14 protein-coding genes are annotated in these 12,720 nt (G+C 62.1%); 7 read left to right on the top strand and 7 right to left on the bottom strand.

Features of this window, described 5'->3' with window-relative positions:
* Window position 1 precedes the first annotated feature (1 nt).
* Genes VOI29_RS04160 through VOI29_RS04150 form a run of 3 tightly spaced genes read left to right on the top strand, consistent with a single transcriptional unit; the run spans window position 2 to window position 1,606 of the window.
* On the top strand, window positions 2-406 hold the full coding sequence (locus tag VOI29_RS04160) for a PTS fructose transporter subunit IIA (RefSeq protein ID WP_323776176.1): 405 nt from the start codon (window positions 2-4) through the stop codon (window positions 404-406).
* A gap of 3 nt (window positions 407-409) precedes the next feature.
* Complete coding sequence (locus tag VOI29_RS04155) at window positions 410-679, top strand: HPr family phosphocarrier protein (protein WP_024088502.1); 270 nt, start codon at window positions 410-412, stop codon at window positions 677-679.
* A gap of 33 nt (window positions 680-712) precedes the next feature.
* Window positions 713-1,606, top strand: coding sequence for a lysophospholipid acyltransferase family protein (locus tag VOI29_RS04150; RefSeq protein ID WP_323776175.1), 894 nt, complete (start codon window positions 713-715; stop codon window positions 1,604-1,606).
* A gap of 91 nt (window positions 1,607-1,697) precedes the next feature.
* Here the strand turns inward: VOI29_RS04150 and VOI29_RS04145 are convergent, their stop codons facing one another.
* Complete coding sequence (locus VOI29_RS04145; protein ID WP_323776174.1) at window positions 1,698-2,573, bottom strand: 3-hydroxybutyryl-CoA dehydrogenase; 876 nt, start codon at window positions 2,571-2,573, stop codon at window positions 1,698-1,700.
* Window positions 2,574-2,725: 152 nt separating this feature from the next.
* On the opposite strand from VOI29_RS04145, the gene VOI29_RS04140 reads away from it, so the two are divergent.
* Window positions 2,726-3,547, top strand: a complete 822-nt coding sequence (locus VOI29_RS04140; protein WP_323776173.1) for a DUF6473 family protein — start codon at window positions 2,726-2,728, stop codon at window positions 3,545-3,547.
* Window positions 3,548-3,624: 77 nt separating this feature from the next.
* Here VOI29_RS04140 and VOI29_RS04135 read toward each other — a convergent pair whose 3' ends face one another.
* The 6 genes from VOI29_RS04135 to VOI29_RS04110 all read right to left on the bottom strand — a co-directional run bounded on the left by VOI29_RS04135 (window position 3,625) and on the right by VOI29_RS04110 (window position 7,996).
* Window positions 3,625-4,554, bottom strand: a complete 930-nt coding sequence (locus tag VOI29_RS04135; RefSeq protein ID WP_323776172.1) for an electron transfer flavoprotein subunit alpha/FixB family protein — start codon at window positions 4,552-4,554, stop codon at window positions 3,625-3,627.
* Window positions 4,554-5,312 carry an electron transfer flavoprotein subunit beta/FixA family protein gene (locus VOI29_RS04130; RefSeq protein ID WP_323776171.1) on the bottom strand — a complete coding sequence of 253 codons (759 nt, stop codon included), beginning with the start codon at window positions 5,310-5,312 and terminating at the stop codon, window positions 4,554-4,556. The genes VOI29_RS04135 and VOI29_RS04130 overlap by 1 nt, the downstream gene beginning before the upstream one ends.
* Before the next feature lie 285 nt (window positions 5,313-5,597).
* Window positions 5,598-6,170 (bottom strand): cob(I)yrinic acid a,c-diamide adenosyltransferase, encoded by a 573-nt coding sequence (locus VOI29_RS04125; RefSeq protein ID WP_323776170.1) that lies wholly within the window; start codon window positions 6,168-6,170, stop codon window positions 5,598-5,600.
* Window positions 6,171-6,176: 6 nt separating this feature from the next.
* Entirely contained in the window at window positions 6,177-6,380 is a 204-nt protein-coding gene (locus tag VOI29_RS04120; protein ID WP_323776169.1) for a twin transmembrane helix small protein, read from the bottom strand.
* A 74-nt stretch (window positions 6,381-6,454) separates the two neighbouring features.
* Window positions 6,455-7,285 (bottom strand): SDR family NAD(P)-dependent oxidoreductase, encoded by an 831-nt coding sequence (locus tag VOI29_RS04115; RefSeq protein WP_323776168.1) that lies wholly within the window; start codon window positions 7,283-7,285, stop codon window positions 6,455-6,457.
* Window positions 7,286-7,321: 36 nt separating this feature from the next.
* A complete protein-coding gene (locus tag VOI29_RS04110) occupies window positions 7,322-7,996 on the bottom strand; it encodes an SH3 domain-containing protein (RefSeq protein ID WP_323776167.1) in 675 nt (224 codons plus the stop codon).
* A gap of 241 nt (window positions 7,997-8,237) precedes the next feature.
* Here VOI29_RS04110 and parC point away from each other — a divergent pair, with 241 nt between their 5' ends.
* From parC to tuf, 3 genes are all read left to right on the top strand, one after another.
* The gene (gene parC, locus VOI29_RS04105) at window positions 8,238-10,586 is read left to right on the top strand and encodes a DNA topoisomerase IV subunit A (RefSeq protein ID WP_323776166.1); all 2,349 of its coding nucleotides are present in this window, start codon (window positions 8,238-8,240) and stop codon (window positions 10,584-10,586) included.
* Between the two features lie 128 nt (window positions 10,587-10,714).
* Window positions 10,715-11,314 carry a hypothetical protein gene (locus VOI29_RS04100; protein ID WP_323776165.1) on the top strand — a complete coding sequence of 200 codons (600 nt, stop codon included), beginning with the start codon at window positions 10,715-10,717 and terminating at the stop codon, window positions 11,312-11,314.
* 123 nt (window positions 11,315-11,437) lie between these two features.
* Entirely contained in the window at window positions 11,438-12,613 is a 1,176-nt protein-coding gene (tuf, locus tag VOI29_RS04095; RefSeq protein ID WP_323776164.1) for an elongation factor Tu, read from the top strand.
* Window positions 12,614-12,720: the final 107 nt, after the last annotated feature.

Below are 12,720 nucleotides of genomic sequence, written 5' to 3'. Positions count from 1 at the left end.
GTTGATCGGGATTGTGATTGTAGCGCATGGCGGGCTGGCAAGGGAGTATCTTGCCGCTGTGGAACACGTTGTGGGTCCTCAGCCGTGCCTGATGGCCATTGCCATCGGCCCGGAGGATGACCGGGACCACAAGCAGGATGAGATTTGCAAGGCTGCCAATGAGGTGGACAGCGGCGGCGGCGTTGTCGTGGTCACAGACCTGTTCGGCGGCTCTCCGTCCAACCTCAGTCTCAAGGCTTGCGCCCCGGCGGATCGCCGTATTCTGTACGGTGCCAATTTGCCAATGCTGATCAAACTGGCAAAATCCCGCCACCTGCCAGTGGCTGATGCGGTCCGGCAGGCAATGGAGGCCGGGCGCAAGTACATAAACGCGCAAAACGTAAACCCTGACGGGGAGCAGGCATAATAAATGGCTTTGAAGACGCTGAAAATTATCAATGAAAAGGGGCTGCACGCCCGCGCCTCCGCCAAACTGGTCGAGGTGGTCGAAGCGTTTGACGCAACGGCAGAGGTGCTGAGGGACGGGCTGTCCGCCTCGGGCGACAGTATTATGGGCCTTTTGATGTTGGCAGCCTCGAAAGGAACGACTATTGACGTCGAGACTTCGGGGCCCGATGCTGATGCGCTGGCGCATGCGCTGGAGGCCCTTGTGGCCGGCAAGTTCGGCGAGGGCTACTAGCTCGGCGCAGGCGACGGAACGGGAAAAGGCACATTGGCGGATACCGCACACGACAGGAATACCGGCGCCGCGCCGGAAGCCGCTGATCAAACGGGCGAGGTCTATGACCGCCGCACGCTGACCTATGCCAATTCCTTTGACGACCGCTGGACGTCGCTGGCAATCAAGACCATCGAATGGTGCACCGGGAAACTGACCATCCTGCGCATGGTCAGCAAATTCGAGAAGCAGAACGCGGAATACCGCGGCCAGAAGTTCTGGCGGGGGGCGCTCAACATAATGGGCATCGATCTGCAAACGCCGGAAGAGCAGATCAATAATATCCCCGAAGACGGGCCTGTGGTGATTGTCGCCAACCACCCGCATGGGATGGTCGACGGTATGATTTTTGCGGATCTGATTGGCCGCCGCCGCTTGGACTACCGTATTCTGACCCGCTCGGTTCTGACCGGCCTGGACGAGGCGGCAACCTCCTTCATGATTCCGGTGCCCTTCCCGCATGACCCCGAAGCCCAACGCAAGATGGTCGACATGCGGGCCAAGACGATGACCTTTCTCAAGCAGGGCGGCGCGGTGGCGCTGTTCCCGTCCGGCGTGGTTATGTCCTCCGACAGCTGGTTCGGCCCGGCGGTCGAGCGCGAATGGAATGTCTTCACTGCGCAGCTGATCCGCCGCTCCGGGGCCCGGGTGGTGCCGATATACTTCCCAGGCCACAATTCACGCTGGTACCAGATTGCCTGCCGGATCTCCCCGATCCTGCGTCAGGGGCTGCTACTGCGTGAGATTGTCCGCTCCTGCAACAAGCCGCAGGCGCCGGTTGTGGGCAAGCCGCTGACGGACGCGCAGATGGAACAACTGCAAAGCGATCCGCGGGGCTTTATGGCCTGGCTGCGCGAGCACACGCTTAACCTGGGCAAACAGGACTGACCGCCCCGCTTCTGCTCCGTGCGAATAAAATCCCGGAGGAGAACTGGCTGTGCGGGCAAGAAGGGGGCTGGCCCCCTCCTGCCGGTTCAGGTCAGCGTGTCGGGACCGGGGTTTCGCCGCGGTAGTCATAAAACCCGCGCTCGGTCTTGCGGCCCAGCCAGCCGGCCTCGACGTATTTCGTCAGCAGCGGGCAGGGGCGGTATTTGGTATCCGCCAGCCCGTCATGCAGCACGTTCATGATTGCCAGGCAGGTATCCAGGCCGATAAAATCCGCCAGCTCCAGCGGCCCCATCGGGTGGTTCGCCCCCAGTTTCATCGATTCGTCGATCGATTTGACCGATCCAACCCCTTCATAAAGCGTATAGACCGCCTCGTTGATCATCGGCATCAAGATCCGGTTGACGATGAAGGCCGGGAAGTCTTCCGCACTGGCAGACGTCTTGCCCAGGCGTGCGACGACTTCCTGGCAAGCGTTGAAGGTGGGCTCATCCGTGGCAATCCCGCGGATCAATTCAACCAGTTGCATCACCGGCACCGGGTTCATGAAATGGAACCCCATGAAGCGTTCCGGCCGGTCGGTGCGGCTGGCCAGCCGGGTGATCGAGATCGACGACGTGTTGGACGTCAGGATCGTGTGCGGCTGCAGATGCGGCAGCAGATCCTCGAAAATGGCCTGTTTCACGGTTTCCCGCTCGGTGGCGGCTTCGATCACCAGATCGGTTGCGCCAACATCGGCAAGCTTCAGAGACAGGGTGATACGCGCCAGCGCAGCTTCCGCCTCGGCCTCGGGGATCTTTCCCTTGCTAGCCTGGCGGGCCAAGTTTTTGTGAATGAGGCTCTGAGCCCCGTCCAGCGCCTGCTGGCTGACGTCGTTCAGCACGACCTCATACCCGGCAAGCGCCAGAACATGGGCTATGCCATTGCCCATCTGCCCGGCGCCAATCACTCCAACCTTCTGAATTTCCATGCCACAGGCTCCTGAAATATCTGCCGCAACCTTACTGGCGGGCGAAGGGCAGGCACAAGGGCAGCCGGGATGGATTTAAGGCAAATTCTCACTTTAGGGAATTTGAAATCCTTGCAAGGCAAGGTGAGTCTCGGGTGAAAAATGGTGGTGAAATGAGCTATGAACTCAAAAGCGCGGGGGCGCTTTCGGGGGAACCATGCAGATATGGGCGTTCCAGGCTGCTGGTCCGGGGCCCGCAACGGTCCCTGGACAAGCCCTATGTCGCGTTTCTTGGTGGAACCGAAGTTTACGGGCGATTCGTTGAATTTCCCTTTGTCGACTCCCTCCAAACTCAGCTTGGACTGGACTGCATCAACCTGGGCAGTGTGAATGCCGGGCTGGACAGTTTCGCGCAGGATGACTCCCTGATCGGGATTGCCAGGCAGGCGGATGTATCTGTGGTGCAGATGCTGGGCGCGCAGAACATCTCGAACCCCTATTACCGGGTGCACCCGCGCCGCAATGACCGGTTTCTGCAGGCCCACGCGGCCCTCAAGACGCTTTACCCGGAAGTGGATTTCACGGATTTTCATTTCAACAAGCATCTGCTGTGCACCCTGCGGGACATCTCCGGCCAGCGGTTTGCGCAGGTGCAGGAACAGCTGCAGCGCAGCTGGATTGAGCGGATGAGTGTTTTGGTCGAGGCACTTGAAGGCCGTGTTCTGCTGCTATGGCTCCGCTATGAGCTGGATGCCGAAGCCGGCTTTCCTGAGGAACCGGTCCTGGTCGACCGGTTCATGGCCGATGCCTTGCGCCCCAAGGTGCAAGGAGTGCTGGAGCTCAGAGCCTCTTCGGCGGCGGTTGCACAGGACATCGGCGGCATGATCTTTGGTCAAATGGAATTGCCTGCCGCCCGCCATATGATCGGCCCGAAGGAACACCTGCGGATTGCCGGTGCTCTGGCAGACCGTCTTACGCCGCTGATCCGGAAATAAGCGCACCGCTGGTATGGGACGCAAAAAGGCCCGCCGGATGGCGGGCCTTTTCTGATTGGTCGGTTGCCGGACAGGGCTTAGCCCAGTTTCGCGGTCAGCGCCGGGACGGCGTCGAACAGGTCGGCAACCAGGCCGAAGTCGGCAACCTGGAAGATCGGTGCTTCTTCGTCCTTGTTGATCGCCACGATGACCTTGGAGTCCTTCATGCCGGCCAGATGCTGGATCGCGCCGGAGATGCCGACAGCGATATACAGGTCCGGGGCAACAACCTTGCCGGTCTGACCGACCTGCCAGTCGTTCGGGGCGTAGCCCGAGTCGACGGCAGCGCGGGAGGCGCCAACTGCGGCACCCAGCTTGTCGGCCAGGCCTTCGATCAGTTTGAAGTCTTCCTCGGAGCCAACGCCGCGGCCGCCGGAAACAACGATGCCGGCCGAGGTCAGCTCGGGACGGTCGCTTGCGGCAACCTTGTCTTCGACCCATTCGGACAGGCCCGGGTTTGCCGCGGCCGAGATGGTTTCGACCGAAGCGGACCCGCCGTCGCCGGCTGCATCAAAGGACGCGGTGCGGATCGAGACGACTTTCTTGGCGTCGTTCGACTTCACGGTCTGGATCGCGTTGCCGGCGTAGATCGGGCGCTCGAAGGTGCTGCCGTCGACAATGCCGGACACGTCCGAGATCACCATCACGTCGAGCAGCGCGGCAACGCGCGGCAGAACGTTCTTGGCGTCGGTGGTGGCCGGTGCAACGATGTGCTCAAAGTCGGAGGCCAGGCCGGCGATCAGCGCCGCGGTCGGCTCCGCCAGGCGGTGGCCCAGCGATGCGTCCTCGGCAACCAGTACCTTGGCAACGCCTGCGATCTTGGCAGCTTCTTCGCCAGCCGCAGCAGCGGAGGCGCCAGCGGCCAGAACGGTCACGTCGCCCAGCTTGGAGGCAGCGGCCACGGCTTTTGCGGTTGCGTCCAGCGCCAGCGCGCCGTCGGTCACTTCAGCAAGGAGAAGAACAGCCATTACACAGCCCCCGCTTCTTTGAGTTTCTCAACCAGCTCGTCGACGGAACCGACCATGATGCCTGCGGCGCGTGCCGGCGGCTCTTCGGTCTTGACGATTTCCAGGCGCGGCGTGACGTCGACGCCGTAGTCGGCGGCGGTTTTCTCGGCCAGCGGCTTTTTCTTCGCCTTCATGATGTTCGGCAGCGACGCATAGCGCGGCTCGTTCAGGCGCAGGTCCACGGTGATGATGGCGGGCATCTTCACGGAAATGGTCTGCAGGCCGCCGTCGACCTCACGGGTCACCTTGGCGCTGTCGCCTTCGATGTCCAGTTCAGAGGCAAAGGTGCCCTGGGACCAGCCCAAGAGCGCCGACAGCATCTGGCCGGTTGCGTTCATGTCGTTGTCGATCGCCTGCTTGCCGCAGAGCACGACGCCCGGCTGTTCTTCTTCGACCACTTTGGCCAGGATCTTGGCAACCGCCAGCGGCTCGATATCGGTATGCACGTCGTCGGCAGCAACAACCAGGATGGCGCGGTCGGCGCCCATCGCCAGCGCGGTGCGCAGGGTTTCCTGGGCCTGCTTCACGCCGATCGAAACCGCAATCACCTCGTCAGCCTTGCCGGCTTCTTTCAGACGGATGGCTTCTTCGACGGCGATTTCGTCGAAGGGGTTCATCGACATCTTCACGTTGGCGAGATCGACACCGCTGCCGTCCGCTTTGACGCGGACCTTCACGTTGTAGTCAATCACGCGCTTGACAGGCACAAGTACCTTCATTTTGCGTTCTCTCCTTAACAAACGGCAAGCCGCCTTTGGGCGACTCCCCTCCATGCTCTCGCTGCGTTGATACCGGCTGGTGTGCGCCTGCAACAGGGCAAAATCGTCACGTTAGCGCACGCCGACGTCGCGTTTGCGGATTTGGAACATCATTTTTGCAAGAATGTTTCCGGAGGGAAAATTGCCTGCCGGATTAACGCCGCCGCGGGCAGGCAAATGACGCGTTGCCCGCGGGATCGGCCGAAAACCGGCACGAAATCGCGAATCAGGCCGCAGGCAGGGGAATCAGCGGTTGGCGCCCGGAACCCATAAGACATCGTCCTTGCCGCCGTTGTTCGCCGCGCGGGCTGCGACAAAAAACCAGTCCGACAGCCGGTTCAGGTATTTGACCGCAGCCGGGTTCACCTCCTCAGAAGTGCTAAGGTCGGTGGCCAGCCGTTCGGCGCGGCGGGCAACGGTGCGGCAGACGTGCAGATGCGCCGCCAGTTTCGAACCGCCCGGCAGGATGAAGCTGCGCAGTGCATCCAGGTCCTTGTTCATGCCGTCGATCTCTGCTTCCAGCCGCTCAACCTGCGCCACGGCCACCCGCAGCGGCGGGTATTCAGCCTCGGCGTCTTTTTCCATTTCCGGCCGGCACAGATCGGCGCCCAGATCGAACAGATCGTTTTGAATGCGGGCCAATGCGGCATCCATGTCGCCCTCGGCCTCCAGCCGTGCCACGCCGACAAAAGAATTCAGTTCATCCGAGGTGCCATAGGCATTGACCCGCGCCGAATGCTTGGCCACGCGATCGCCGTTGCCCAGTGCGGTTTCACCCTTGTCGCCGGTGCGGGTGTAGATTTTGTTCAGAACGACCATTGCAGGTTATCCTCCCTTGCTGCGCAGATAGACGTAGGCCAGCAGAACCACCACCGCAATGAATTGAAACAGGATGCGCAGGCGCATCATCTTGTTTGCGTTCTTGCGGTTGAACTCGCCGCCTTTGCCAAAGCCGCCGATGCCGACGACCAGTGCCACAACCACGGCGGCAACAGCCGCCAGTCCCAGATAGTACAGCGGATCGCTCATATTGTCCCTCATAGGCGCATCAATTCCGTGCCTTCCTCTACCCTGCGTCCGGTCCGTTGGCGACCGTGAATCCGCTATCCGAGCTTCACCAGGATGCGGTCAATTGCCCTTGTGCTGAGGACCCGGCGCAGGAACCCCGCGATATGGGTCGGGGTGGTGACGAAATAGCGTTCGCGCGGACGGCGGGATTCGCAGGCGTGCGCCAGCTTGGCCGTAACCGCAGACGCAGGCAGCTCGAACCGGTCCGGTCCCTTGCTTTCATAAAGCCGCTTCAGCAGGCGGGATTCGTAGAGATCGCGCAATGGCGAGGCCTTCCAGTCGATAAAACGCTCGAAATGCGGGATCGACTTTTCGCGGATTTTCGAGGTGACCGGACCGGGCTCGATCAGCACCATGTGGATGCCGGTCCCCTTCAATTCCACCCGCAAGGTGTCGGTCAGCCCCTCCAACGCGTATTTGGTCGCTACATAGGCGCCCCGCCAGGGAAAGCTGACAAACCCAAGGATTGAGGAATTCTGCACGATCCGCCCGTGCCCCTGCTGGCGCATCACCGGTATCACCTGCCGGGTCAGCTCGTGCCAGCCGAAGAAATTCGCTTCGAAGATGGTGCGCAATGCGTCGGTCGGCAAGTCCTCCACCGCGCCCGGCAGCCCGTGGGCCCCGTTGTTGAACAAGGCGTCAAGGGTGCCGCCGGTGGCGTCCAGCACTTCGCCAAGGCCTGCGGTGATGCTCTCCGGATCGGTGTAATCGATCCGCGGGCTCTCGAACCCTTCTGCACGCATCCGGTCGCAGTCGCGCTGCTGCCGGCAGGAGGCAAACACCCGCCAGCCGCGCTCGCGCATGCCGCGGGCTGCATCCAGGCCGATCCCCGAGGAGCAGCCTGTAATCAGGATGGATTTTTTCATGCAGCCGCCTCTTGCCCCGGGAATGCGCTGCAGCAGTTATGGGCGTTTCTTGCTCACCAGGGAAGCGGCAATCCAGCCGGCCTTGCCCTTGCCGGGTGCGCGCAGGTGCAGCCAGCCGGTGCCGCTGTCCTCAAACACGATGACCTCGTCCCCGCCCAGGAGGCGCGCAATCACCGGATAATTGGTGCCCGGCCCCTGGCGCATGTTGACCCGCGACGCTCTGATGTGGCGGATGTCTTTATCCGGTTCTGGCCTGGGTTCAGCCAGCATCTCAGATCCTGCAGAGGCGGCCTGAATCCCGGAAATTCCGCCTTCCAGCGATGCCAGCTGCAGCGGGCCGTCCGGACCGGCGTGCCCCGCAACCGCCGGAAACCCGGTGCTGCTGTCACTGATCGCAAGACCGGCTTGTGTGATCTGCCGCAGCGCCACGCGCGACTGCAATTGCGGGTCTGCGGCCGGCCGCACAGGCTCTGCTGCCTCCTGCTCCCTGCCGGCCGGGCGAAAAGTCACGTTGCGAATCAGCGATTTGGCATTCTCGCCGCCACGGCTGCTGCGGCTGTCCTGCCCGGTCTCACCCGGTGCGGCAAAGGCCGCTTTGGCAATTTCCAGGGCGTCCGGCCGCTCCTTGCGCGGCTCGAAGTCAGCCCCCCCGCTGAGTTCATAAAAGCCCCAGCCCAGAAAAGCGAAAGAGACAATAATAAATCGCGACATAACCGGTCCCCCTAGTACCACCACGCGGGCAGCTGCACAGAATTGCATTTGTTCAAGAAAAAACGCGCGGCGCTGCTGCCTGGTTCCTTTTTATCTAGGGCAGGTTAAGGCCGCGGAAACAGGGGAGAGTCGGCCGGCTTCTCCCCCAAACCGCATCTGCCGCAGCTGGAGCGGCGCAGGACAGTGCGAATTTCGCCTGCGCCCGCTTTACCAATTCCGGCGTCGGCAGTATCACCAATCCATGACCGATCTGGTAGAAGACCCCGACATGCCGTCCGCCCCCGAACAAGGCGAAATCCTGGAACCGCTGCGCCGCGCCATTGGCGAGCGCTATCTGACCTATGCGCTCAGCACTATTATGCACCGGGCGCTGCCGGATGCGCGCGACGGGCTGAAGCCGGTGCATAGGCGGATTCTCTATGCGATGAACCGCCTGCGGCTCAGCTCCTCTGGCGGTTTTCTAAAGTCGGCCAAGATCTCCGGCGACACCATGGGGGACTTCCACCCGCACGGCGACGCCGCGATCTATGACGCGATGGCGCGCCTGGCGCAGGATTTCAACGTCCGCTACCCGCTGGTGGACGGCCAGGGCAACTTCGGCAACATCGACGGCGACAATCCGGCGGCCTCGCGCTACACCGAGGCGCGGATGACCTTTGTTGCCGAGGCAATGCTGGACGGCCTCAATGAGAACGCGGTTGATTTCCGCGACAATTATGACGGCCGTCTGACCGAACCGGCGGTGCTGCCCGCGACCTTCCCGAACATTCTGGCCAACGGTGCCGCGGGTATTGCGGTCGGCATGGCGACCAATATCCCGCCGCACAACATCGCTGAACTGATCGACGCCTGTCTCCATCTGATCAAAATCCCGGATGCCCGCGACGACACGTTGCTGAACTACGTGCCAGGGCCGGACTTCCCGACCGGCGGCGTCATCGTCGAGCCCAAGGAAAACATCGCCAAGGCCTACAGCACCGGGCGCGGCTCCTTCCGCCTGCGCTGCACCCATGAGGTCGAGGACCTGGGCCGCGGCCAGTGGCAGATCGTGGTCACCGAGATTCCCTATCAGGTCCAGAAATCCAAGCTGATTGAGAAGATTGCCGAGCTGATTCAGACCAAGAAGGTGCCGATTCTTGCGGATGTGCGCGACGAATCGGCGGACGACATCCGCATCATCCTCGAACCCAAGTCCAAGAACGTGGACCCCGAGGTTCTGATGAACATGATGTTCCGCAACTCGGACTTGGAAATCCGCTTCAGCCTCAACATGAACGTGCTGATCGACGGGGTGACCCCCAAGGTCTGCTCGATGAAAGAGGTGCTGCGCGCCTTCCTCGACCACCGCCGCGACGTGCTGCAGCGCCGCTCGCAGCACCGGATGGAAAAGATCGACCACCGGCTGGAGGTGCTGGAAGGTTTCATCATCGCCTTCCTGAACCTCGACCGGGTGATCGACATCATCCGCTATGACGAGGACCCCAAGGCCGCCCTGATCCGGGAGGACTGGAGCGCGGACCACCCGCGCGCCTTCACCGAAGCCGATTACATCACTCCGGCCCAGGGCGCCGGCGAACTGACCGAAGTGCAGGCCGAGGCGATCCTCAACATGCGCCTGCGGTCTTTGCGCAAACTGGAAGAGATCGAACTGGTCCGCGAACGCGACGCCCTGCGTGCGGAACGCGCCGGGCTGGTCGAACTGCTGGGCTCGGAGGGGCTGCAGTGGTCCCGCATTTCCGAGCAGTTGAAAGAGACCAAGAAGCAGTTCGGCAAGGACTACGCCGGCGGCGCCCGCCGCACCCGCTTTGCCGAAGCGGGCGAGGTCGAGGATGTCCCGCTGGAAGCGATGATCGACCGCGAACCGATCACTGTTGTGTGCAGCCAGATGGGCTGGATCCGGGCCATGACCGGCCATATCGACCTCAGCCGCGAACTGAAGTTCAAGGACGGCGACGGCCCGCGTTTTGTTTTCCATGCGGAAACCACCGACCGTTTGCTGGTGTTCGGCTCCAACGGCCGTTTCTACACGCTGTCAGCCTCGAATCTGCCGGGCGGGCGCGGCATGGGCGAACCGCTGCGTCTGATGGTCGATCTGCCCAACGAAGCTGAGATCGTCGACCTTCTGATCCACAACCCCGAGGGCCGATTGCTGGTCGCCTCGGATGCGGGCAACGGTTTCATCTGCGCCGAAAAGGAAATCGTCGCCCAGACCCGCAGCGGCAAGCAGGTGCTGAACGTCAAGGATGACGACCACGCCAAGATCTGTATCCCGGTCGAAGGCGACCACGTCGCCATTGTCTCGGAAAATGGCAAGTTCCTGGTGTTCGCGGTCGAGGAGATGCCGGAACTCACCCGCGGCAAAGGCGTGCGCTTGCAGAAATACAACATGGCTCGCGGCAAGCAGGGGGCGCTGGAACTGGACGGCGGTCTCAGCGACATCACCACATTCAACTGGGATGACGGCCTTAAGTGGGAAATGGGCGGCGGCAAGACCCGGCACGAGGCCGATCTCAGCCAATGGCTGGGCAAGCGGGCCGGGATCGGCAAGCGCCCGCCGCACGGCTTCCCGCGCGACTACAAGTTCAAATAGGGCGGCATTGTTCCGCTTCACTCTGTGCCCCCCGCGCCACCTGCGCGGGGGGGGGCTGTTTCCAAACCTTTACCCGCTGCGCTTTACCCGGCTATCTGGGCGGGACCGAATTTCCTTTGGGGGTGTCCATGATCCGCATTCTTTCCATTCTGGCAGCACTTGGCTTGCTCGCCGCCTGCGGTGAAACCCGGCTCGACGAAGCGCCCGAGGACCTCGGCGCGTTTCAGGCGCGGGTAACGCATGTCTATACTGAGAAAGCGCTGCAATGGCCGCTGTCCCGTAATGCGGATCACAGCGAATGGGATGCGGCGATCAAGAACGCCTTGGAAACCCGCCTGCGCCGGTATCAGGGCGCGCAGGAATATGATGTGGCCGTAACGCTGGAAGGGTTCATGCTGGCGCCGCCCGGCGTGCCGGTGCTGTTCTCGCCCAAAAGCGCCGTGGTGGTGAACGTCTTTGTCTATGACGTGGCGGAAAAGAAATTCCTGGCCAAGAAGCACCAGATGGAGATCTTTGAAAGCACCACGGGCGAAAGCGCGCTGCTGGGGTCCGGCCATGCGCGCACCAAGGAACAGCAGATCCAGGGGCTGGCGGTCAATATTGCCGACAAGGTTGAGGAATGGATGGCGGAGCAGCACAAGGAAGAGGGATGGTTCGCACCGCGCCCGGCGGCGGCCCCCGGCAGCGGCGCCGCTGCGGATGCTGCCGCGCCGGCGGCAGCCGGCTAGCCGTGCGAATTCCGTCTCCGTCAAGCAGGAACGGGTTGATTTTTCCGCTCAAACCAAATAATCCGCCCGCGCAGAGGTAACCGGGTCAATGCATGACCCCTGTTTCAAAAGGGCGCCTAAGGAATGGCTAAGGAAAAGTTTGAGCGTACAAAACCGCACGTCAACATCGGCACCATCGGCCACGTTGACCACGGCAAAACCACGCTGACCGCAGCAATCACCAAATACTTCGGTGACTTCAAAGCCTACGACCAGATCGACGGCGCACCGGAAGAAAAAGCCCGCGGCATCACCATCTCGACCGCCCACGTCGAGTATGAGACCGACACCCGCCACTATGCCCACGTCGACTGCCCCGGCCACGCTGACTATGTGAAGAACATGATCACCGGCGCGGCGCAGATGGACGGCGCGATCCTGGTTGTGAACGCGGCTGACGGCCCGATGCCGCAGACCCGCGAGCACATCCTGCTGGGCCGCCAGGTCGGCATCCCGCACATGGTTGTCTTCATGAACAAAGTCGACCAGGTCGACGATGAAGAGCTGCTGGAGCTGGTGGAAATGGAAATCCGCGAGCTGCTGTCGTCCTATGACTACCCGGGCGACGATATCCCGATCATCGCCGGTTCGGCTCTGGCCGCAATGGAAGGCACCAAGCCTGAAATCGGCGAAGAGAAGATCAAGGCGCTGATGGCGGCTGTCGACGAATACATCCCGACCCCGGCGCGTGCGGTTGACCAGCCGTTCCTGATGCCGGTTGAAGACGTGTTCTCGATCTCCGGCCGCGGCACCGTTGTGACCGGCCGTGTCGAGCGCGGCGTGATCAACGTTGGCGATTCGATCGAAATCGTCGGCATCCGCGACACCCAGACCACCACCTGCACCGGTGTGGAAATGTTCCGCAAGCTGCTGGACCGCGGTGAAGCCGGCGACAACATCGGCGCCCTGCTGCGCGGCATCGACCGCGACGGTGTTGAGCGCGGCCAGGTTCTGTGCGCACCGAAGTCGGTGAACCCGCACACCAAGTTCGAAGCCGAAGCCTATATCCTGACCAAGGAAGAAGGCGGCCGTCACACGCCGTTCTTTGCGAACTACCGTCCGCAGTTCTACTTCCGCACCACCGACGTGACCGGCACCGTGACCCTGCCGGAAGGCACCGAGATGGTGATGCCGGGCGACAACCTGAAGTTCGACGTTGAACTGATCGCCCCGATCGCGATGGAAAACGGCCTGCGTTTCGCGATCCGCGAAGGCGGCCGCACCGTCGGCGCCGGCGTCGTGTCGAAAATCACCGAGTAAGACGGCTTTGCCGTCTGGTGGCGGCAGGCGGTTTTCCGCAGGAAAATCGCCGGGAGCCACTCAGGTGAGATAATAGAAAGGGCCGCTCGAAAGAGTGGCCCTTTTTC

Source organism: Leisingera sp., assembly GCF_034669605.1.
Classification (GTDB): Bacteria; Pseudomonadota; Alphaproteobacteria; order Rhodobacterales; family Rhodobacteraceae; genus Leisingera.
The sequence above is the reverse complement of the archived record's forward strand: the minus strand, read 5'-3'. Positions and strand labels throughout refer to the sequence as shown.